This window comes from Streptomyces sp. NPDC037100 (assembly GCF_055606225.1).
The window spans coordinates 249,670-271,030 of record NZ_JBVJSX010000008.1 but is presented as its reverse complement, the minus strand read 5'-3'; the positions used below and the strand labels follow the sequence as shown (position 1 = coordinate 271,030).

At 70.3% G+C, this 21,361-nt stretch carries 19 protein-coding genes and 2 pseudogenes; 11 read left to right on the top strand and 10 right to left on the bottom strand.

The genetic code is table 11. From position 1 onward, the window contains the following. Positions 1 to 228: 228 nt before the first annotated feature. Together ACZ7EG_RS26255 and ACZ7EG_RS26250 are read right to left on the bottom strand one after the other, a co-directional pair. Positions 229 to 1,845, bottom strand: a complete 1,617-nt coding sequence (locus tag ACZ7EG_RS26255) for a glycoside hydrolase family 43 protein (RefSeq protein WP_471083582.1) — start codon at positions 1,843 to 1,845, stop codon at positions 229 to 231. A gap of 184 nt (positions 1,846 to 2,029) precedes the next feature. After that, positions 2,030 to 3,493 (bottom strand): aldehyde dehydrogenase family protein, encoded by a 1,464-nt coding sequence (locus ACZ7EG_RS26250; RefSeq protein ID WP_471083964.1) that lies wholly within the window; start codon positions 3,491 to 3,493, stop codon positions 2,030 to 2,032. A gap of 153 nt (positions 3,494 to 3,646) precedes the next feature. On the opposite strand from ACZ7EG_RS26250, the gene ACZ7EG_RS26245 reads away from it, so the two are divergent. Then, positions 3,647 to 6,055, top strand: a complete 2,409-nt coding sequence (locus tag ACZ7EG_RS26245) for a SpoIIE family protein phosphatase (protein ID WP_471083579.1) — start codon at positions 3,647 to 3,649, stop codon at positions 6,053 to 6,055. A 238-nt stretch (positions 6,056 to 6,293) separates the two neighbouring features. Further along, entirely contained in the window at positions 6,294 to 6,524 is a 231-nt protein-coding gene (locus ACZ7EG_RS26240) for a hypothetical protein (RefSeq protein ID WP_471083576.1), read from the top strand. 143 nt (positions 6,525 to 6,667) lie between these two features. Here ACZ7EG_RS26240 and ACZ7EG_RS26235 read toward each other — a convergent pair whose 3' ends face one another. From ACZ7EG_RS26235 to ACZ7EG_RS26210, 6 genes and pseudogenes are all read right to left on the bottom strand, one after another. After that, complete coding sequence (locus tag ACZ7EG_RS26235; RefSeq protein ID WP_471083573.1) at positions 6,668 to 6,964, bottom strand: heavy-metal-associated domain-containing protein; 297 nt, start codon at positions 6,962 to 6,964, stop codon at positions 6,668 to 6,670. A gap of 385 nt (positions 6,965 to 7,349) precedes the next feature. Beyond that, entirely contained in the window at positions 7,350 to 8,261 is a 912-nt protein-coding gene (locus ACZ7EG_RS26230) for a DUF5134 domain-containing protein (protein WP_471083570.1), read from the bottom strand. Between the two features lie 390 nt (positions 8,262 to 8,651). Beyond that, a pseudogene (locus ACZ7EG_RS26225) lies at positions 8,652 to 8,924 on the bottom strand (C40 family peptidase); the annotation flags it as partial. A gap of 18 nt (positions 8,925 to 8,942) precedes the next feature. Next, complete coding sequence (locus ACZ7EG_RS26220) at positions 8,943 to 9,677, bottom strand: coiled-coil domain-containing protein (RefSeq protein WP_471083567.1); 735 nt, start codon at positions 9,675 to 9,677, stop codon at positions 8,943 to 8,945. A 147-nt stretch (positions 9,678 to 9,824) separates the two neighbouring features. Then, positions 9,825 to 10,736 (bottom strand): M56 family metallopeptidase, encoded by a 912-nt coding sequence (locus ACZ7EG_RS26215; RefSeq protein ID WP_471083564.1) that lies wholly within the window; start codon positions 10,734 to 10,736, stop codon positions 9,825 to 9,827. Next, positions 10,733 to 11,101, bottom strand: a complete 369-nt coding sequence (locus ACZ7EG_RS26210) for a BlaI/MecI/CopY family transcriptional regulator (protein ID WP_471083561.1) — start codon at positions 11,099 to 11,101, stop codon at positions 10,733 to 10,735. Before ACZ7EG_RS26210 ends, ACZ7EG_RS26215 begins: the two co-directional genes overlap by 4 nt. Positions 11,102 to 11,286: 185 nt before the next feature. On the opposite strand from ACZ7EG_RS26210, the gene ACZ7EG_RS26205 reads away from it, so the two are divergent. From ACZ7EG_RS26205 to ACZ7EG_RS26165, 9 genes and pseudogenes are all read left to right on the top strand, one after another. After that, on the top strand, positions 11,287 to 11,736 hold the full coding sequence (locus ACZ7EG_RS26205; RefSeq protein ID WP_471083558.1) for a hypothetical protein: 450 nt from the start codon (positions 11,287 to 11,289) through the stop codon (positions 11,734 to 11,736). A 793-nt stretch (positions 11,737 to 12,529) separates the two neighbouring features. Next, positions 12,530 to 13,657: a PLP-dependent cysteine synthase family protein gene (locus ACZ7EG_RS26200; protein WP_471083555.1), complete on the top strand. Its 1,128-nt coding sequence runs from the start codon at positions 12,530 to 12,532 to the stop codon at positions 13,655 to 13,657. Beyond that, positions 13,654 to 14,952, top strand: coding sequence for an MDR family MFS transporter (locus tag ACZ7EG_RS26195; RefSeq protein WP_471083552.1), 1,299 nt, complete (start codon positions 13,654 to 13,656; stop codon positions 14,950 to 14,952). Before ACZ7EG_RS26200 ends, ACZ7EG_RS26195 begins: the two co-directional genes overlap by 4 nt. Before the next feature lie 261 nt (positions 14,953 to 15,213). Further along, positions 15,214 to 15,741 (top strand): DUF4396 domain-containing protein, encoded by a 528-nt coding sequence (locus ACZ7EG_RS26190; protein WP_471083549.1) that lies wholly within the window; start codon positions 15,214 to 15,216, stop codon positions 15,739 to 15,741. A gap of 131 nt (positions 15,742 to 15,872) precedes the next feature. Beyond that, positions 15,873 to 15,998 (top strand): annotated as a pseudogene (locus ACZ7EG_RS26185) (four-helix bundle copper-binding protein); the annotation flags it as partial. Positions 15,999 to 16,708: 710 nt separating this feature from the next. Then, positions 16,709 to 17,158: a hypothetical protein gene (locus ACZ7EG_RS26180; RefSeq protein WP_471083546.1), complete on the top strand. Its 450-nt coding sequence runs from the start codon at positions 16,709 to 16,711 to the stop codon at positions 17,156 to 17,158. Further along, on the top strand, positions 17,155 to 17,967 hold the full coding sequence (locus tag ACZ7EG_RS26175; RefSeq protein WP_471083543.1) for a hypothetical protein: 813 nt from the start codon (positions 17,155 to 17,157) through the stop codon (positions 17,965 to 17,967). Before ACZ7EG_RS26180 ends, ACZ7EG_RS26175 begins: the two co-directional genes overlap by 4 nt. 38 nt (positions 17,968 to 18,005) lie before the next feature. Further along, the gene (locus tag ACZ7EG_RS26170) at positions 18,006 to 18,527 is read left to right on the top strand and encodes a roadblock/LC7 domain-containing protein (protein ID WP_471083540.1); all 522 of its coding nucleotides are present in this window, start codon (positions 18,006 to 18,008) and stop codon (positions 18,525 to 18,527) included. 60 nt (positions 18,528 to 18,587) lie between these two features. Then, on the top strand, positions 18,588 to 18,962 hold the full coding sequence (locus ACZ7EG_RS26165) for a roadblock/LC7 domain-containing protein (RefSeq protein ID WP_031136637.1): 375 nt from the start codon (positions 18,588 to 18,590) through the stop codon (positions 18,960 to 18,962). 335 nt (positions 18,963 to 19,297) lie between these two features. Here ACZ7EG_RS26165 and ACZ7EG_RS26160 read toward each other — a convergent pair whose 3' ends face one another. Then, the gene (locus tag ACZ7EG_RS26160; RefSeq protein ID WP_471083536.1) at positions 19,298 to 19,792 is read right to left on the bottom strand and encodes a lamin tail domain-containing protein; all 495 of its coding nucleotides are present in this window, start codon (positions 19,790 to 19,792) and stop codon (positions 19,298 to 19,300) included. 155 nt (positions 19,793 to 19,947) lie between these two features. Further along, entirely contained in the window at positions 19,948 to 21,312 is a 1,365-nt protein-coding gene (locus tag ACZ7EG_RS26155) for an FAD-dependent oxidoreductase (protein WP_471083533.1), read from the bottom strand. Between the last annotated feature and the right edge of the window lie 49 nt (positions 21,313 to 21,361).

The following is a 21,361-nucleotide window of genomic DNA, read 5'->3' as shown; positions in this document are numbered from 1 at the left end:
GACACCGCTGTGGTGGAGTTCGCAGTCCGGCTCGCCGCCGCCCGCGGTGCGCCGCGACTGGCGGCTCGTCCGGGACACCCGGCGCGGCGACTCGTGAGGCCTGCCCACGCGGGTCGTCGACGCGCTCGGACGCGGCGCCTGCGCCGGAGGAGGCGCCGCGTCCCTGCCTCCTCGCGGGTTGCCCGCGGGTGGGACGAGCAGTGGAGCGGCAGCGGCAGGTCGCCTCGCTCAGGGGGTGGACAGTTCGAACCGCGTCACGCGGACCGAGCCGCCCAAGGCCCGCGTGGCATGGTTGAAGAGGGCGAACCGGTAGCCCATGAAGAACCGCCAGTCGTTGCCCATGGCGAAGGCGGGGCCCAGGCGGGTGAAGGTGACGCCGTCGGTGCTGTAGGAGAAGGTGCCGGGCCGGGACGATCCGGGACGTATGTCGGCGTTCGCCCGCAGCCAGAGGCGACCGCCCGGCACGCTCGCACTCGCCCGTTCCGTCCCGGTGCCGGTGGTGTTCCAATTGGCGTCCATGGTCAGTCCGTCGACCATGACCACCCGCGTCGCACCGCCGTCCCGCTTCAGGCCGATCCAGGCGGAGGAGTTTCGCAGCAGCGCGAGTCCGGCCCGGTCGCCGTCCCGCATCGCCGAGTGGTCGAGCTGGACCGTCGCCGTGGACGTGGGTCCCTGGATGCGGTGGGTGAGGGTGTTGCGCGCCCAGTACAGGTCGTCGGTGACCGTGGCGGTGCTCAGGGTCAGGCCGTTGTTCACCGACCACTTGCCGTTGTCCGGGTTGTGGTTCCACTCCCACCTGGGCTTGAGGACCGTTCCGTCGAAGGTGTCGGCACCGGTCAGGGGAGTGACCTGCCGGGGTGGCGGCGGTACGACCGGGCCGGGGTACGACCTGCCCCACGCGCCGTTCACGAGCTGGACGACCGGCCAGCCGTCCGAGGTCCAGGTGACGGGCGCCAGGGCGGGCATACGGCCGCCGGGGTAGGCGTCGACGAAAGCCATGTAGTACCAGGCACCGCTCTGGGTCCGCACCAGCCCGCCCTGGTGCGGAACGCCTCCGCCGGAGATCGGCCCGGGCAGGTCGAGCAGGACCTGCCGCAGGGTGTAGGGACCGAAAGGGCCGCTGGTGGACCGCAGGATGTACTGGCCGTTGGCCGGGCGGGTCAGGAAGATGTAGTAGTTCCCGTTGATCTTGTAGAAGCGGGAGCCCTCCAGAGTGCCGATGCTCGACGGGGTGCTGAACACCTGCTGGGCCCGCACCTGGCTGCGGCCGTCCGCGGACAGCTGGGCCACACTGATCGTGCCGTTGCCGTACGCCACGTACAGGGTGTTGTCGTCGTCCACCAACAGGCCCGCGTCGTAGTACACCTGAGGAAGCGTCGCCTGCCTGCTCCAGGGCCCCTCGACGGATCTGGCCGTGTACAGGTAGGTCCGGGCGAAATCGATCTGGCCGAGCCAGTAGAACGTCCGGTCGGCGGGACGGTACGCCAGGGACGAGGCCCAGATCCCCCTGACGTAGCCGCGTCCGCCGCTCAGGTCGTACTTGGCGCCGAAGTCGAGGACCGGCACCGCGTGGCCGGCGATCTCCCAGTTCACCAGGTCGTACGAGCGCAGGACCGGGGCGCCCGGCGAGTAGTGCATCGTCGAGGCGGAGCAGTAGTAGGTGTTGTCGACGCGGATGATGTCGATGTCCGCGAAGTCCTGCCAGATCACGGGGTTCGTGTAGGTCGCGGCCGGTCCGGCCACGGCGGCTCCCGCCGTGCCGGGGGGCAGCAGGGCGCCGACAGCAAGGCCGCCGGTCGTGGCCAGGGCCGCACGGCGGCTGAGGTTATGACCTGTCCATGTCATTTGTGATCCGCCTTGGGGGTGGGGGCTGCCATGGAGTGCGGGAGGGGTCTGTGTTCTGCAGGTCGAACGCCGGCTGTCCTGTCGAACGTCTTGGACGATATGAGCAGCACCCTGACGGGTCGTCAATACCTCTCGCAGCATTCGGAGCGAGGGGCGAAATGTTTCGCTCCCTTCCCCGGCGGGGTCACGACGGCCCGGGTGCCGTCATCCAGCGCCACTGCGTGAACGCTTCCAGGCTCGCGGTGCCGCCGATGCGGGAGGCGTTGCCCGAGACCCCCATGCCGCCGAAGGGCGCGTTCGCGGCGTCCTTGGCGGACACGTCGTTGATGTGGATCATGCCCGTGCGCAACCGTTGCGCGAGGGCGGTCGCCCGGGGCACGGACCGGGAGTGGACCGCGGCGGTCAGGCCGTACGCCGTGTCGTTGGCGATCTCCACCGCCTCGTCCTCGTAGCGGAACGGGATGACGGGTGCGACCGGCCCGAAGATCTCCTCGTGGAAGGCGGGCATGGACCGGTCGACTCGGTCCAGCACGGTGGCCGGGTAGAAGAGCCCCTCGCGGGTGCCTCCGGTCAGCACGCGTGCCCCGGCGTCCACGCTCTCGTCCACGATCCGTGCGATCCGGGCCGCCTGCCGTTCGCTGATGACCGGACCGAGCGCCACGCCCTCGTCACGCGGGTCGCCCACCGGCAGCGCCTTGGCCTGCCGGACCAGCGTCTCGGTGTACGCCTCGACGACATCGGCGTGGACGAGATGCCGTCCGGCCGCGACACAGGCCTGGCCCTGGTAGCCGAACGAACTCATGGCCCCGGCCGCGGCGGCCGCCTCCACGTCCGCGTCCTCCAGGACGACGATCGAGTTCTTGCCGCCCAGTTCCAGGGACACGCGCTTGAGTCCCTCGCCGGCAATCCGGGCCACCTCCCGCCCCGCCTCGGTGGAGCCGGTGAACGAGATCATCGCGACATGGCGGTCGGCGGTGACCGCGCGCCCGGTCGCCGCATCGCCCGGTAGGACGTGCAGCACGCCCTCGGGCAGCCCGGCCTCCGCGAACAGCCGCGCGACCAGGACACCGCCCGAGACCGGGGTGAGGGGATCGGGCTTGAGCAGCGCGGTGTTGCCGAGGGCCAGCGCCGGTGCCAGCGCCCGCATCGCGAAGAGCAGCGGCGCGTTCCACGGGGTGATGACCCCCACGACCCCCAGCGGTACCCGCCACGCCAGACTCGTCCCCCCGGGAACCAGCGGTGCGAGGACCTCGCCCGGGGGCTGTGACGCGAGCCCGATGGCATTGCGCAGCTGAGCGAGGCCGGCCGCGATCTCGTAGTCGCCCTTGGCCGGAACGCCCCCCGTCTCCCGGACGATCCATTCACGGACCGCTGCACTGTGCTCACGCAGGGCGCGATCCGCGCGTATCAGTACATCGACGCGGTCGGACGCGGTGGTCGCCGCCCACTCCGACGCGGCCCGGGCGGCCCGGGCCCCCGCCTGTTCGACATCGGACGCAGAGGCCAGACCCACCTCGGCCAGTGGCTCTCCGGTGGCCGGTTCGACGACCCGGCGGGTGCCGCCCTCGGAGGTTCGCCAGCCCTCGCTGTAGATCTTCCCGGTCCACTCGGCCGCGTCCGGCCAGCTCCGCTCGCCGTCGACAGACATGGTCACGACCTCCGCCCCTGGTCGGTGGTGATGCGCACGCTGTTAACCAGCCTCTCCGGCCATTCAACCCGGCACAGGGGATATCTGTCATTCTTGTGGAATATCAGAGCAAAGTAGTAAGGATGCCTAGTGGGTGAGGTGGGTCGAGGCTCCATGGCGAGATCTGCGTCCGTCCCGGGCGAGGGCAGCGGAGCACTGCCTGAGGGCTTCGTCGACGAGGCCCTCACCGCGAAGGCCGTCGTGGACGAGCGCGGCGTCGTCACGGGATGGAACGAAGGAGCACGCAGGCTGCTCGGCTACCGCGCCTCCGAAGTGATCGGCCGGCCCGGGTCCGCGCTGCTCGCCGACGAGCCTCCGCCCGGTCTGCTGAGTTCCCTGCTCGCCCTCCCCAGGTGGAACGGCGCCGCGGCGCTCCTGCACCGCGAGGGACACCCCCTGACCGTGAACCTCCTGGCCCACCTGCAGCGCAACGACGGCGGCCACAGCGAATGGCTGCTGCTCTCGGCGGTCAGCCGCCTCGAGGTGAGCCCCGACGACGACGCGTTCCTCAGGAGGAGCTTCACCCAGTCCACCTGTACGACGGCGCTGTACGACACCGGCTTGCGGCTGGTCAGGGCCAACGCCGACATGGAGCGGGTGATAGGCCTGCCCGAGGAGGCGATGCGCGGACTGCGTGTCTCGGAGATCGTGCACCACCCGCAGGCCGACCTCACCGAGCAGGCCATGCGGCGAGCACTGGACACCGGTGAGCGGCAGGACCTCCAGCTCTCCCTGCAGCTCGCAGGTCATGAACGCCCGAGCGTGTGGACCGTCTCCCTCGCCCCGGTCCGGGCGGGCGACGGCCGGACGCAGGGGGTTCTGCTCTCGGCGCACGACATGACCGAGCAGCACCAGGCCCGGCAGCGGCTGGCCCTGCTGAACGAGGCGAGCCTGCGCATCGGCAGCACGCTCGACCTGGTCCGCACCGCGCAGGAACTCGCCGACGTGGCCGTACCGCGGCTCGCCGACTTCGTCACCGTCGACCTGCTGCCGTCCATCGACGACGGCGACGACCCGCCCACAGGCTCCCCTCACGGCCCCGTGCGGCTGCGCCGTGTCGCCCACCAGTCGGTTCTCGACGGCTGTCCCGAAGCCGTGGTCCCGAACGGGACCGTGGCCGTCTACCCGGACAGGTCGACGGCGGCCGAGTGCCTGGCAGCCGGCCGGCCACTGATCCAGCAGATCACCCCCGAGGCCATGGAGCACGTGCTGCGCCAGACCCCCGAGCGCGGAGAACGGATGCGTCGGTTCGGTTTCCACTCCGTGCTGGCCGTGCCCATGCGCGCTCGCGGCCTCACCCTGGGGGTGGCCACCTTCTCCCGTCACCGCAACCCCGAAGCCTTCGAACAGGACGACCTGCTGCTCGGCCAGGAGATCACCGACAGAGCCGGCCTCTGCATCGACAACGCCCGCCGGTTCACGCGAGAGCGCGCCACCTCGCTGACCCTGCAGAGCAGCCTCCTCCCGCAACGACTGCCCGAACAGTCCGCCCTCGACGTCGCCTCCCGCTACCTGCCCGCCAGCGCCCAGGCCGGGGTGGGCGGGGACTGGTTCGACGTCATCCCGCTGTCCGGCGCCCGCGTCGCACTTGTCGTCGGCGATGTCGTCGGCCACGGCATCCAGGCCTCGGCCACCATGGGACGGCTGCGGACCGCCGTCAGGACCCTGGCCGACGTCGACCTGCCTCCCGACGAGCTGCTCACCCACCTGGACGACCTGGTCAGCCACCTGGCCGCGGATGCCGACGGCACCGGCGACATCGGGGCCACGTGCCTGTACGCCGTGTACGACCCGGTCTCCCGCCGGTGTTCCCTGGCGCGCGCGGGGCATCCCGTCCCGGCGCTGCTCACACCGGGCGGGCGGGCGGAGTTCCTCGACGTACCCGCGGGGCTCCCCCTGGGGCTCGGCGGTCTGCCCTTCGAGGTCCTCGAACGGGAACTTCCCGAGGGGAGCGTGCTCGCGCTGTACACCGACGGTCTCGTCGAGGCGGGGTCCCGTGACATCGACGACGGTATGGACACCCTGCTGCGCACACTGCAGACCTCCGACGCCTCACTCGAGGGCACCTGCGACGCGGTGCTGCGGACCATGCTTCCGGAACGGCCGGCCGACGACGTGGCCCTGCTCGTGGCCCGCACCCGCGCCCTGGACACCTTCCACGTGGCCGCCTGGGACGTACCACCCGACACCACCGCGGTCGCCGTGGCACGCAAGAACGCGTGCCGGCAACTGGCCGAATGGGGGCTCGACGCCTGCGCGTTCGTCACCGAACTGGTGGTCAGCGAGCTCGTCACCAACGCCATCCGGCACGCCGAGCCCCCCATCGAGCTGAGGCTGATCTACGACCGGTCCCTCATCTGCGAGGTGTCGGACGGCAGTACCACCGCCCCGCACATGCGGCGGGCCCGCACCTACGACGAGGGCGGCCGCGGCCTGCTCCTCGTGGCCCAGACGTGCCAGGGCTGGGGCGCCCGGCACACGACCGACGGCAAGGTCATCTGGGCGGAGCAGGCCCTTCCCTGACGAAGGGCAGGTCAGCGGGGTGATCGGGTGCCTTGCGCCGCCGGGAGTCCTCTTCTCCCCGGGTGCGGGTGTTCAGTGGCGGTGATGCACGTGGTGTCCATCTGGTGGCGCACGACTGACGGAGCGTGCGAGGTCTACGCCTGCCACGGTGGCGTACTGGCTGGGGACAGCCGGGATCGGAGACTCGGACGGCGCCGCGATCTGTACGGGGGTGACATTCGCCGTGGAGCAGTGCTGCATGGCCATCGAGGAGCAGGCCGTACCGTCCGGGCTGCCGGTCAGCGTGTTCTCCTCGGCCGCGTCCGTCTGCGTGTGCGTGGCGGACATTGGCGCCGAGTGGTGCATGTGCCTGGCCATGGTGGACGCCGAAGCGCCCGGGGCGCGCTCGGACGTTGCAGATGCCGCGGCGACCGGGACGTGGGACAGGTCATGGGGCACGCGCACGGCGAATACGGGGCGCACAGGGTGACGAACATGCCGCGTACCCAGCGGACGACTCCGCCGGTGGGCGACCACGGGAACTCCCGCACCGTCATCGCGTGCCTATCAGCGGAGGGATCCGTCCCGGCGGGGGAGAAATCGCATGCTCGGGGTTGCTGGGCCCGGGCGGGCTCAGGCGGTGCCGACGAGCTCGTAGCCCGCCTTGTCGACGGCGGCGCGCACGGCCTCCTCGTCGAGCGGGGCGGCGGAGGTGACGGCCACCTCGCCGGTCTTGGCGACGGCCGTGACCGCGGTAACGCCGTCCAGCGCGGATATCTCCTGCGAGACCGCGCCCTCGCAGTGGCCGCAGGTCATGCCGGACACCTTGTAGACGGTGGTGACGCCGATGCCCTGGGCGTCGGATGCCGCACCGGAGTGGCAGGAACCGTCGGTGGAGCAGCAGGAGCCGGAGGTCTTCTGGTCGGTCATGGCTTCTTCCTCAGGTGTCGATGCGTGTGCGTTCAGGGAGAGGCTCGATCCCCGCCCCTCCCATGCGAGTCAGCAATATACCCCCCTGGGGTATTCCTTTCGCGTGGTGCTGCCCACACGGACGTGCATCTCGCTGTGATCCGCGCGTTCAGCGGTTCAGGGGCGCGCACTGAGGGAGGCGGTCATGCGGACCGGCGGGCATCCCAGGGTTTCGCGCACGACGATGAGGCAGCCGTGTTGCCGTCTGTCGCTGCGGAGAGAGGGGGCGTGGAGGGGGGAGGGGCTGGTGGCGGTCGGTGAAGGAGGGCAGCCCTGCCCTGGTGAACTGGTGAGCGCGGTCAGGGGCCGCTGCGGACGGGCCACAGAAGTCCTGGGTGTCCTGCCGTTACATGGTCATCATCAGCAGCATGGCGGACATGGTCCCGCCCATGCCGATGTGGGCAGCGAGCGCCGCCTCCGGTGAGGCGCCGATCCGGCGGCGTCGGCCACCGTGGCGACCCCGCTCCGCCGTGCGGGTCCTGTCCCATGCGGAGAGCGTCAGTGACGCCAGGTACACGACGACCGTGTCCGGCATGGTGAGCAGCCAGCGGGCCGAGTTGCGGCGCCGGCTGCTCTCGCGGCCATCGGCGAGGCTCTTCCTCTTCGCGCCGTGGATGCGCTGCCACACGGACGCAGCGATCGACAGCAGGAAGTAGACGGCGAGCGCGGCGATCACCCAGCGCCAAATCGCGGACGACGAGGTGTCGGCCCCGGCGGTGGCGGCATGGGCACTGCCCGGCATGTTCATCCCGGGTATGGACTCCATGCTGCCTGTGTGCCCCATGCCGGCGGTGTGCCCGGTTCCGGCGGTGTGCTGCGTGTCTGCCGTGTGCTCCATGCCTTCTGTATGGTCCATCACTGGCATTCCGGCCATGGCGTGACCGTGGCCGAGGGCGAGTACCGGACCGGAGGAGGTGCTCGTCATCGCCAGCGTCATGATCACCATGCCGAAGCTGCCGACAATGAGGTGCACCCAGTGGCGGCCGTACGTCCAGCCGCGCTCGCGCGTGTGCCTGGTGGCCAGCACGACGGCGCCGAGCCCCAGGAGGGCGAACGCCGCCGCCCACCACATGCCGTACTCCGCGTACCAGGCCACCGTCGCGGGCAGGGCCATCGCGGCCATGGACAGGCCCATCAGCAGGTCACCGCCCGCCGCGAACCGGGCCTCGCCGCTGGTGGTCATCACGCGGACCGCGCTGACGGCGGCGACGAGGGCGGCGACCGCCGCTATGGACCAGCTCAGAGCCAGAGTTCCCATCTTCACCCTTCCCCGCCCGTTCGCCCCGCTGCGTCACTGCAAGGCCTTCAACTGCTATGACCCTTAGTACGTATCGGGACGGGAGAGTGCTCACGGGTTCCGCGGAGTTTCGCGCTGGGACGTCTCGCTCGCGCGACCCTTACGGCCGCATCTCACGACCTCTTGCTTGTGAGCGCCAAGGCCGCCTGCCGAGCCCGATGGCGGGCGCGCCGGAGAGTATGCCGTCGTTGTCCTGGGGGAGGCCGGCGGAGGGAGTGCGCAGTCGCCCGCCGTTGGGGCGGCAAGGGCAGGCGCAATCCTGGCCAACAGCCCGGTCCGCTGCACACGTTGTCTCCAAGAGGGCCGTGCGCAGGGGCCCGTGAGGCTGGCTGCCCTTCCCGGCGTGAGGGCTCAGGGGCGTGTGGCCGCGAAGTACGGCATGTAACTGAGGGGGGTGATCTCGATGTTCTTGCCGGTGCGCGGCGCGTGGATGGCCTTGCCGTCGCCTATGTAGATGCCGTTGTGGGGGCTGCTGTTGTACCAGTAGATGATGTCGCCGGGCTGCAGGTCCGACTTCGCGACCTTGCGTCCCGCGGAGTACTGCTCCTGGACGGTGCGCGGCAGCGAGACGCCTGCCGCGCGCCACGCGGCGCCGGTCAGCCCGGAGCAGTCGTAGGAGTCCGGCCCGGTCGAGCCTCACCCCTACGGCTTGCCGAGTTGGGCGTAGGCGAACTCGATGGCGGCACGGGCGCGCCCGCTGGCGGGCCCGTTGTACGTGGCCGCGCTGTCGCTGGTGCCGGCGGCCTTGTCGGCGGTAGCCTCCTTGGCCTCCAGTTGCGCGCGCTGGTCCGCGGTGAGGCTGTTGAGGAGCTTTCGGGCCTCGCGGAGTTTGTCCTGGATCTCCTCTTTCTTGCCGCTGAGCCGCTTGCGGCCCTCCTCGGCCTCGCTCAGTTTCCTGGCTGCCTCGGCGCGGGTCCGGGCGAGTTCGCGCTGCTTGGCCTGCAGGCTGCTCAGCATGGAGACCTGGCGTGAAGTGAGGCGGTCGGCCCTCTCCGCCTTGTCGAGATAGTCGTCCGGGTCGGAGGAGAGGAACGGCTGCACGCTCGGGTCCAGGCCGCCGTCGCGGTACCGCGCGGCGGCCACTGGGCCCATTTTGTCGCGCAGTTCGTTGATCTCCTGCTGCTGCCTGGCCACTTGCTCCTGGGCGCGCTTGGCTTCCTTCTGGAGCTTGGCCTTCTTCTCGAGGGCGGCGTTGTACTCCTCGGTCGGAGCCTCCGCCTCCTCGTAGAGCTCCTCGACCTGGTGGCGCACCTCGTCGATGGACGGTTTCGGCGCGGCCTGGCTCTGGGTCGGCAGGAGGGAGACAGTCCCCGCCGTTACGGCCAGGACGGCGAGTCGGGAGCGGCTCGGCGGCTTCGGTCGGCGGTGGGTTCCCATCCTGCGACAGCTCCTCTGCTCACCCGGGGCGGGCGGCGGGAGCCGTCCTCGGTCGGCGCCATGGCGTCGATCAAGTTCAGGAGCAACTTAGTAGCTTCGTAGTTCGCGTCGCAATCCTGTCCGAAGAAGCGGGAGGGTTTGCCCTGATCAGGTGATGCCGTGCACGCAGCCCAGGAGCAGCGGGATCAGTGGCACCGCCACTGCCGCCACGGCCACGCAGGCCCGCAGTGCGGCGTGCGGCCGCCGCTGCGGCGTGAGTACCCGCCGCAGACGGAGCAGCGCACTCGGACCGCCCGCCGCGAACGCGCCCGCGGGCGCCGCACCGGCCGCCATGTCGTACATCGCGGCGGCGAGCACCTCGCGGGGCTGGCGGCGCAGGGCCCGGTCGTCGGCGATCATCTCCAGGAGTACGGCAGTCTGCTGCCTGCCGTGCCGGGCCAGCGGAAGCGGGCCGAAGATCCTCGAGAACGCCTCGGTGGCGGCGAGGGCCAGGTGGTGACGGCCTGCGATGTGCGCGCGTTCGTGGGCGAGTACGGCGTCGAGCTGCCCGGCGGACAGCAGTCGCAGAGCACCGGCACTGACGACGACGCGCGGCCGGTGCCCGGGAAGGCAGTACGCGGCGGGCAGCTCGTGGTCGAGGACAGTGGCGCCGAGCTGCGCAGAACGGCGGCCCACCAGATCCAGGACCTTCCGGTGACGGGACCGGGTGCGCCGGCCCCGCAGTGCTTCGAAGGCGAAGGAGCCAAGGGTGAGGAGCACCACGAAGGCGGGCAGGGCCGCCGCCAGCCGCGCGGCGTCTGTGGGGTCGGTGGCGCCCGTGCTGGTCGTCAGGCCGCACGAGTGCAGCAGACCGATCAGGTCGGCATGCAGGTGCTCGGTCGGGGCGGCGAGCTGGTACGCGGCCAGTGCGACCGTCACGGTGAACGACGTGGACAACGCGAGCCAGGAGGTCACGGCAAGGGCCGGTGCGCGATACGGCCAGGCGCTGCGCAGCAGCAGCCGCGGGGCGAGGAACCCGACCGCCCCGGCGTAACCGAGCAGGGCAGGAGCCGCGTTCACTGACCGTCCTGCCGCTCGGCGGTGGCCAGCGCCTCGCGCAGGGCGCCGACTTCCTCGGGGCTCATCTGCTGCACGAAGTGGGCGAGGGCCGCGGGGCGGTCCGCGCTGGCACCGAGCGCCTCCTCCATCAGCGCGGCCGAGTACTGCTCGCGCGTGCGGATGGGCGAGTACACCCAGGCGCGGCCCTGCTTCCCGCGCAGCAGCCAGCCTTTGTTGTAGAGGATGGTGGCCACCGTGTTCACGGTGGTGTAGGCGAGCGGCCGCTGCTTGTTGATGTCGTCGACGATCTCCCGCACCGTCGCGGGACGCTTCCAGCGCCACAGGCGGTCCATGATCTCCGCCTCCAGTTCCCCCAGCCGCCGCATGGTCGCTCCCTTGTCGCCGCACTACGCAGCCACATAGTAGAACGTTCCTTGGGTGGATCACCGGCCTGCCGCGGTCGCTCGCCACCACCCCCTCGCCGAAGGAAACAGGTCATTTGCCTGGCGCGTTAACACGCCGTTTCAGGGGAGTTGGGGGATCAAGCCCGCCAGGCCGCTAGTATCACGGCATGATTACGGCTTGGTCGCTCCCGCGCATCGTGCGGGCCCGTACGTCCGCGGGTCCGCTGCGCGTACTGGGCCTGGCCGTGCTGCTGTTCGGCGTCGTGTTCACGCACGCAGTGAACGTCGAGAGTGTCCAAGGACATCTGGTGACCAGCGCAGTGGCGCCTGCCGCCGTATCGCCCGAAGATGCCCGCGACGCCACGGACACGCAGGCGCTGTTCCGTCTTGTCGCAGTCGGCGGCGGACATGATGACCACGGGTCGTCGCATCCGGGCGAGCAATGCCTGTCCGTGCAACCGCATCTGGGTCAGGTCCTCCCATCGCCATGCTTTGCTGCATCGGTTGGCGAATCGGCTGCTTCCGGACGGGCCGCGGTACAGCGCGGTCTCAGCGACTCGGTGGTTACTGTCTCGCCGTCAGCAGCCGTCAGATCATCGGTGGTTCAGCAGGTCTAGGAGTCGGCTCCTCCCTTTCGTCCGGTCGCTCCGCCCCGCCCGTTTGCCACGGGTCGGTGGAGCGTTCGCCGGAGTCCCGGCGTGACAAGGGCCGGATCCCGTGCCCGCCGACGTGGATCCCCGGTCTGCATCGTCGACGCCGTCCTACCCCCCCACCCTTGCCTGCCGTTCTCCTGTGTGCCATGGCTGTCGCCGTGGCGCCAAGAGGCGGTGGGCGCACGGAGGACCTGTGCCGACATACTCCTGTACGCCCGCGTATGCCCAGCGGGCCAGATCCTCGCAACGGCTCCGACAGCTCATTTTTCTGATCCGTTGCGGCCTGCTCTTGGTGGTCGGCCTGTGCGCCTTCGCGCACGGGCCGACCGAAGAGGATCACCGGCCGGTTTCCGCCGTCACCGCGTCCGTGGCGTCAGCGGTGGGCGATGTGGCGCCGCACGGACCTCACCGACACCACGAGAGCGAGGAGTGCGCGCCGGACGGAGTCGTCCGTACGACGACCCTGCCGGCGGCGGAGCGACCGCCTGCCGACGCAGGGACTCTGGGGCTCGCCGGCTCCTTGGCGGTTCTCGGGGTGCGGCCCGTGCCTCGTCAGCCTTACCGGCGGCGAAGGACGCGCACGGGACGGACAGCCCTCGCCCGCACCTCCCGGTGGCGCATCTAGACCTCCCGCCCGCAGCCGTCTGCACCAGCCGGCTGCCGTGCGACGGCTCCACAAGCCCGGACCGATTGTCCGCCTTGGAGCCGTGGCGCGAGTGAGCACGCACCGCGCATTCATCGAGCGAGAGCGAAAGAGATGCAGTCACCGACGAACACGACCGTCACACCGGACCGATCCGCCCTGTCGGGCCTGGTGGGCAACACACCGCTGCTGCGGGTGTCCGAGCCGCTGACACCCGCGGACCGCGGCTTCTGGGCGAAGCTGGAGGGCTTCAACCCCGGCGGGATCAAGGACCGGCCCGGCCTGCACATGGTGGAGCGGGCCCGCGCCCGCGGTGACCTGCTGCCCGGCGCCCGCATCATCGAGTCCACCAGTGGCACCCTCGGTCTGGGCCTGGCGCTGGCTGGGATGGTCTACGGCCATCCGGTCACCTTGGTCACCGACCCGGGTCTGGAGATGTCCATGACCCGGCTGCTGACCGCGTACGGCGCCCAGGTCAACGTGGTCTCCGAACCCCACCCCACTGGCGGCTGGCAGCAGGCCCGCCGCGAGCGCGTCCAGTTGCTGATGGCACAGCACCCGGGCTCGTGGTGCCCGGACCAGTACAACAACCCGGACAACACCAGCGCCTACACTCCGCTCGGCCTGGAACTGGCGACCGAGCTGGGCCACATCGACGTCCTGGTCTGCAGCGTGGGCACCGGCGGTCACTCCGCCGGTGTCTCCCGGGTGCTGAAGCAGCTGTATCCCGAGCTGAAGGTAGTCGGGGTCGACACCATCGGATCCACGATCTTCGGCCAACCGGCCCGGCCCCGGCTGATGCGGGGCCTGGGCTCGAGCATCTACCCCCGCAACGTGGCTTACGAGAACTTCTCCGAGGTGCACTGGGTCGCGCCGCAGGAGGCGGTGTGGACCTGTCGGCAGCTGGCCGCCTCGCACTACGCCACCGGTGGGTGGAGCGTGGGGGCGGCTGCCCTGGTCGCCGGGTGGCTGGCCCGCACCATGCCCGCGGACACCCGGATCGCGGCGATCTTCCCCGATGGCCCGCAGCGCTACCTCGGGACGGTTTTCGACGACGACTACTGCGCTGCCCACGGCCTGCTCGACTCCCCGCCCGCGCCCGAGCCGGAGGTGATCGGCCGCGTGGATGAGAAGGAGGTCACCCGCTGGACTCGGTGCACCAACGTGGTCGATCCGCTCACCCTGACCGACCCGTCGCAGGGCGGCGGGGCTGACGCGGCGAAGGAGGGGGAGAGCCGGTGAAGGGCACCCTCGCACAGGTCCGCACGTATGAACGCAGCGTTCAGCTGTTGATGGTGAACCAGTTCACCATCAACCTCGGCTTCTACATGCTGATGCCCTACCTGGCCGCCCACCTCTCCGGCACTCTCGGATTGGCCGGCTGGGTTGTCGGACTCGTCCTCGGCGTACGGAACTTCAGCCAGCAGGGCATGTTCCTCGTCGGCGGCACGCTCGCCGACCGGTTCGGTTACAAGCCGATGATCGTGGCCGGGTGTGTGCTGCGCACCCTCGGCTTCGCGACGCTCGGACTGGTCGACTCGCTGGCCGCGCTGATCGCCGCTTCCGCGGCCACCGGGCTGGCCGGGGCGCTGTTCAACCCGGCGGTCCGGGCGTATCTCGCGGCCGACGCGGGGGAGCGCAGGGTCGAGGCGTTCGCCCTGTTCAACGTCTTCTACCAGGCTGGCATCTTGCTGGGCCCGCTGGTCGGGATGGTGCTGACCGGGGTCGACTTCCGCATCACGTGCCTGGTGGCCGCCGCGATCTTCGCGCTGCTGAGCATCGTGCAGATCCGCGCCCTGCCCGCCCGGCGTGCCGAGGGCACCAAGAACAAGGAGGACCAGCGCCGGGAGAGCGTGCTCGCCCAGTGGTGCGGCATCCTCGCCAACCGGCCGTTCCTGCTCTTCTCCGGAGCCATGATCGGCTCGTATGTCCTCACCTTCCAGGTCTACCTGTCCCTGCCGCTGGAGGTGCGCCGGCTCGGCGGGGACGGGGAATTCGGCACGGCGGCGGTGGCGGTGCTCTTCGCCGTCTCCGGGCTGAGCACGATCCTTGGCCAGACACGGGTGACCGCATGGTGCAAGGCAAGGTACGAGCCCGGCCAGGCTTTGATTTTGGGCCTGTCAGTCATGGGTCTTGCGTTTGTGCCCCTGCTGCTGGCCACCGCTGTGGCCGTCCCGAAGTCCGGGGTGGGCCTGTGGCTGCTCGCCGCCGTGCCGCCGACGCTCGCCGCGCTGCTGCTGGCCGTCGGCACGATGATCGCCTATCCCTTCGAGATGGACACCATTGTCCGCCTCTCTGGTGACCGGCTCGTGGCCACGCACTACGGGCTGTACAACACCATCTGCGGGATTGGCATCACGCTCGGCAACCTGCTCACGGGCGCCGCACTCGACGCCGCCCGCGAGGCGGGCATGCCCGCGCTGCCGTGGATCTCCCTGGTCGCGCTCGGCCTCGTCTGCGCGGCCGCCCTGTACGGCCTGCATCGCACCGGCCGTCTGGCGACCCCCACCCCCGAGCCGCAGCCCGTCGCTGCCTGAACCATCACCGGTCTTCGGTAGGAGGGGTGGGCGCCGAACAGCGCCCGCCCCTGTGGGGCAGCGTGCTCCGCTCCCACCGGCCAAGCCGGTGGCGCCTGCGGACCGGCTGCGCGGCCTCTCGGTCTTGAGGTGTGAGAGTCCCGGGTCCCGCTGACCGATGTCCCGCCGCCCACCACTTGAGGCATACCCCCGGGGGGTATATGGTTTCTGGTGTGAGGCCCGGGAACGGGCCACACTGGACGGGATTGGGGATGAAAGGTCATGGACCACAGCGCTCATCACGCCGGCACGGAGCACGACCACGCCGCCCACCATGCTCCCGCTGATCAGGTGGCGCACCACGGCGGGCACACAGGGGCGTCCTGGGGGACGGCGGCAAAGGCGACGCTGCACTGCCTGACCGGCTGCGCCATCGGCGAGATCCTCGGCATGGTGATCGGTACCGCCCTGCTGTGGGGCAACGTGCCCACCATGGTCCTGGCGATCACACTCGCATTCCTCTTCGGCTACTCCTTCACCCTGTTCGCGGTCCTCCGGGCCGGCCTGGACCTCAAGTCCGCGATCAAGGTCGCGCTCGCCGCCGACACCGTCTCCATCGCCGTGATGGAATTCGTCGACAACGCGATCATCGCGCTCACCCCGGGCGCGATGGACGCCCATCTGTCCGACGGGCTGTTCTGGTCCGCCCTGCTGGGCGGATTCGGTGTCGCCTTCCTGATCACCACCCCGGTCAACAAGTGGATGATCGGCCGCGGCAAGGGCCACGCCGTCGTCCACGCCCACCACTGACCTGCCCGAACCGGCACGCGCCTGGGGTGCCCCCCTCAGGGGGGCACCCCAGGCGCGTTTGTCACGCCTCCTGGTGGCTATCCGGAGAGTGCAGCGCCGCAGTCGAAGAAGTATGGCCGCCCGGCCCGCCGGCCTGTGGCAGCCAGAGGAGATCCCTGATGGCCCACTCCGACCAGCACGAGCACTGCCGCTTGTGTGCCGAAGCCTGCCGCTCGTGCGAGCAGGCGTGCAACGCCCTCATCCAAGCGCTCGGCTGATTCCGGCAATGGCCGACCAGCCTGCCAAGCCCTGATTGCGGACTCGTTGTAGGCGAACGAAACAGCTGTCCTCGCTCACGCTCGGAACTCCCTCATGAGACCAGCGGCACCGCGCTCGCAGTTCCAATGGTGAGAAAAACCGCCGGTTTGGCCAACCGGCGGTTCGCCGCCATGTTTCGCCTCCCTCGGTCTGAGGAGCCGACGTCGGCAGATGAGCACGTGCTGCAGCCCGCAATCGGCCGTAGGTCAGTTGGCTGGGCCCTGTGGTGCTGCGACGGTCCCTTGACGGTGTCCGCCTGAGCCCGCAGGCGGGGCACAGGAGCCGTTGCCTTGGTCGGCCGACATCGCTGGGGCGGATGTGTGACAGCGCGGGGCGACGTCGTGCACATCGACCTGATTACCCGTCAGTTGAGTCAGCAAGTGGTCAGCATGAGTCCTGCTGAAGCCTGCGAAGGCTTGCCGAACCTGCGAATCGCCGCGGGACGCCCTGGTGTGCGTAAGTCGTGAAGGTACAGGTCAGGGTGAGTGGCCAACCGCCCTGTGGAGCCCTGTGATGCATCCTGCCCGCTTCCGATCAAGCCCGTTCACCCTCCGCCTGCTTCCCTGCACATTCCTTTGGAAAATGCCAAAGCGTTCACCTGCGCCCACCACATTCCGTAGTGTCGTGCTCACGTTCGCGGGAACGGCCGTGCAGGGGGAGGGGATTCGGCGTGCCCGGAATCGACGAGAGTCTGCTGGAAGCCATGCGCTTGCCAGGTGCTCGAGGGGCGTCGGTGGTCGACTGGATCAGTGGTCTCGCCCTGGGCGCGGTAGGTGACGCACCCGGTGGCGACGCGGAGGCGACGGCTGCGGAAACCGCCGAACTCGCCCGCCTCGCCACCGAGAGCGGCGCCCTCGCCCTCACCGGCCAACCGTCGGGTGACGGCACAGGTGCATCGTCCGGCGGCGGTCCTGACGGCCCCGACGGGCCGCCCGGCAAGGAACCCCCCGTACAGGATCTGATCATCACGAACGCCGACTCGTACCACCTGCTCAGGTTCGTCACGACGACCTTCGACAGCACCGTGTTCGTGCACTTATGGCTCGACCGCGGCGAAGGCAACCTGGCCCTGGCCCGCATCCGGCTGGCCGAGCTGACGGACCGGCTGGTGCTCGGATGACCGCACCGACCCGGGCCCCGCGCACGGACGAACCGGCCTCGGCCCTGCTGAGGACCCTCGCCGCACAGGGGGCGACCGGTGCCCTGTCCACCGAGTCGGGGATCGTCTACCTCGCGACGGGACACGTCGTCCACGTCGAATCCGCCGTCACACCCGACCTCGGCGACCTGCTTACCCACAGCGGTGCGCTCGCCCCGGACGGCTGGTGGGAGGCGATCGACCAGGCCGGGCGACGCTGCCGCGTCGGACGGCAGCTGGTGGACAGTGGTCAGCTCGCCGCCGGCGCGCTGGAACTGTGCCACCTGGGCGCCCTCTTCGACGCGGCGTACTTCGTCCTCGCCCACGACGGACCGGCTCTCCGGTTCCGCCCAGGAGCCGCACACTGGCTCGGCGCGGTCCGGTCCGTACCGGTGGACACCGTCCTGCGCGAATCCAGACGCCGTCGCGAACTGCTGCACCGCATATGGCCCGAACCAGCCGTCGACCGGGCTCCTCTCGCCCGCGTGCCCGGCCCGGACGCCGCCGACCTGCCGGCCCGCCGCGGCCGGACCCTCGCCCAGGTCGACGGTGTCCGCACCGCCGCCCAGATCGCCACGGCCCTGGCCTGCCGCACCTTCCACACCCTCGTCGAACTCCGCCGCCTCGCCGCCGCCGGACTGGTGGCCCCCGTGGCGCCCCTGGTCCCCTCGTCGACCCCAGCCCCCGCCCCCGTGTCCGCCGAGCCGGGCCCCACCCCTCGTCCCGCCGCACCGGACGAGCCCGACACCGCACTGTTGCGACGGCTCCTGCACGCCTTGGAGGCACTGTGATCCGCGCGCGAAGACAGCGTGCCGAAAGGAGACTGCTCATGGCCGTCGAGACCGACGTCCTGGACGAACTGCGTCGGCTCCGTACCCGCATACCCCGGCTGACGGGCTCCCTCGCGGCCACCGTCGACGGACTCGTCCTCGCCCACGACGTGCCGGACACCGAACCGGAGGGACTCGCGGCGCTCACCGCCGCCGCCCTCGGTGTCGCCTACCGCATGACCGACGCCGCCGCCCGCGGCGACTTCCGCGAACTGCTGGTGCGGGGCTCCGGTGGCTACGTCGCCACCTACGCCGCCGGGACCACCGCCGTACTCACCCTTCTCGCCGAAGACCGCGTCAACGTCGGCCGCCTCCACCTCGAAGGCCGGCGCAGCGGCGCCCGGATCGCCGACCTGCTGGCCACGCGCGTGGGCCCGGGCACCGGCCGCCACGCCGACCGGCCGGCGTCCGAAGAGCACCTCGCAACGGTGCCCCCGGCCACGGACCGTCCCATCGGCACCCTCCCGGTACGCACCCCGCAGCGGCCCACGCACCAGCCGCGCCCGCACACCGGAATCTGAGCCACCCGAACCTCCTGACCCACCACCGAAGTAGAAGACCGAAGGAAAGGAACCGAGCGCATGGCCAACACGGAGACCGCGCTGAAGGAATGCCTGAGCTCCATCGACGGAGCGACGGCCGTCGCCCTCGTCGACTACACCAGCGGCATGGCCCTCGGCACCCTCGGCGGCGGCAAGGACTTCAACCTGGAAGTCGCCGCCGCGGGCAACACCGACGTCGTGCGGTCCAAGCTGCGCACCATGGAGCACCTCGGCTTGAAGGAGGAGATCGAGGACATCCTGATCACCCTGAACACCCAGTACCACCTCATCCGCCTGTTGAAGGGGCGCGGAGGCAGCGGTCTCTTCCTCTACCTCGTGCTCGACGGGAGCAGGGCCAACCTCGCGATGGCCCGCCACCAGCTGCGCCGTATCGAAGCCGACCTGGAGGTCTGAACCGGCACCACCGTACGGGAGCCCTCCGCCACGCACGCGTCGCGGAGGGTCCCGGCACGCCGCACGGCGACGGCATGGGGCCGGCCGGCCGCGTCCACGGTGTGTGTCATGACGGCACCCCTGGACGTGCTCGTGGTGGACGCGGGCCCCACCGGACTTGGCCTCGCGACCCCACTGCGCGCCTACGCCGGGCCTCACCCACGCCCTCGTACGGCCCGACGCGCATGTGGGTCACCTGGCCGCCCGTGGCACCGACCTCGCGGGCCTGCGCGCCCACCTCGATCGCTGGCTGCCGGCCCCCTGGATCGGAGGGCCGACGCCGGCCCGACGAGGGGTCAGCCGTGGTACGTGATGTATCCGTTGTGGTCCGGGTCGGAGCCGCTCCTGGTGTACGAGTGCACGTCGGCACGGCTGCCGGACGGCTTGTACACGTAGATGGTGTCCTTGTCGTTGTTCCACATGAAGTTGCAGTTGTCGCGGTAGACGACGTTATTGGTGTCGGAGTCCGCCCCGTTGCCGCCGCGCAGCTTCACGTAGTCGCCCGGCTGAAGGGTGTGGCTCGCGGTGAAGGTGAACTTGTTGCCCGCGGCGTCCTTCACGACGTACCCCTTGAGGTTCACCGTCGTGGAGCGCGAGTAGTTCTTGATGGTCAGGTACTCCTCGGCGGTGTTCCCGCCCGAGCACCGGTTCGAGTCGCTGCCGGGAGCGTCGTACTGGATGCCCCGGATCTTCAGAGCGGAGTCGTACTCGGCGGCCTGGGCCGGAACCGCCGAGAGGGCGGTGAGGGCCCCGGCGGCGACGGCCGTGGTGGCGACAAGGCGTATACGCATGGACGTTCGTCCCCCCTGCATGGCCTTCAGGTGAAGGCGATGTGATGGTTCGGTGAAGCATCCGGATCGTACACGCTTCAAGTACGCAGAAGGGCGGGTCCGGTGACATTGCACCGGACCCGCCCTGCGGGATGTGAGACGTCAGGTGTGCAGCGTCAGGCGCCGCTGGCCCGCAGCATGTCCTCGCGCTCGACGATCTTCACGCGCGCGCGGCCCTCGGGCTCACCCAGAGCCTTCTCCGCGGCGTCCAGCTTGTACCAGCCGTCCCAGGTGGTGAAGCGGATGTCGCGCTCGGCGAGGAATGCGTCCACGGCCTCGGGCTCGGGGGTGGCGGGCGTGTGCAGCCGGCCGCCCGCGTAGTCGGCCAGCAGGTTCGCCACCGTCTCGTTGGCGTCGCCCTTGGTGTGCCCGATGAGGCCGATGGGGCCGCGCCGGATCCAGCCGGTGACGTACGTGGACTGCAGGTGCTCGCCCGTCTCCTGGATGACCCGGCCGCCCTCGTCCGGAACGGTGCCGGAGTCGATGTCCCAGGGCAGCTTGGGGAGTTTGTCGGACAGGTAGCCGACCGCGCGGTACACCGCGCCGACGTCCCAGGTGTTGAAGGTACCGGTGCCCTTGACGTTGCCGGTGCCGTCGAGCTCGGTGCGCTCGGTGCGCAGACCCACGACCTTGCCGTCCTCGCCGAGGACCTCGACCGGCGACTCGAAGAAGTGCAGGAAGAGCTTGTGGGGGCGGTCACCGACGTCGCGGATCGCCCAGTTCTCCAGGGTCTTGGCCACCATGTCGGCCTGCTTGTTGCCGCGCCGCGTGGTGATCGAGCCCTCGTCGTAGTCGATGTCCTCGGGGTCGACGATGACCTCGATGTTGGGGGAGTGGTCGAGCTCCCGCAGCTCCATCGGGCTGAACTTGGCCTGTGCCGGGCCGCGTCGGCCGAACACGTGGATCTCCTTGGCCCGGTTGGCCTTCAGACCCTCGTAGACGTTCGCCGGGATCTCGGTCGGCAGCAGCTCGTCCGCCGTCTTGGCCAGGACGCGCGCGATGTCGAGCGCGACGTTGCCGACGCCGAGCACGGCGACCTTCTCCGCCTCCAGCGGCCACGTGCGCGGGACATCCGGGTGACCGTCGTACCAGGACACGAAGTCCGCGGCGCCGTACGAGCCGTCGAGGTCGATGCCCGGCAGCGAGAGCGCTCGGTCGGCCGTCGCGCCGGTTGCGAAGATCACGCCGTCATAGAACGCGCGCAGGTCGTCCAGGCCGATGTCCGTGCCGTAGTCCACGTTGCCGAAGAGACGGATCTGCGGTTTGTCGAGCACTTGGTGCAGGGCGGTGATGATGCCCTTGATCCGCGGGTGGTCGGGGGCGACGCCGTAACGGATCAGTCCGAACGGCGCCGGCATGCGCTCGAAGATGTCTATGGACACACCGGGTTCGGCGGCCACCTCGGACTTGAGCAGGGCGTCGGCGGCGTAGATCCCGGCGGGGCCGGATCCGACGATGGCGACCCGCAGGGGGCGGGGCATGGTCAGGTTCCCTTCGAGCGGCGACAAAGCGATCTCAACGGGAAGCTTA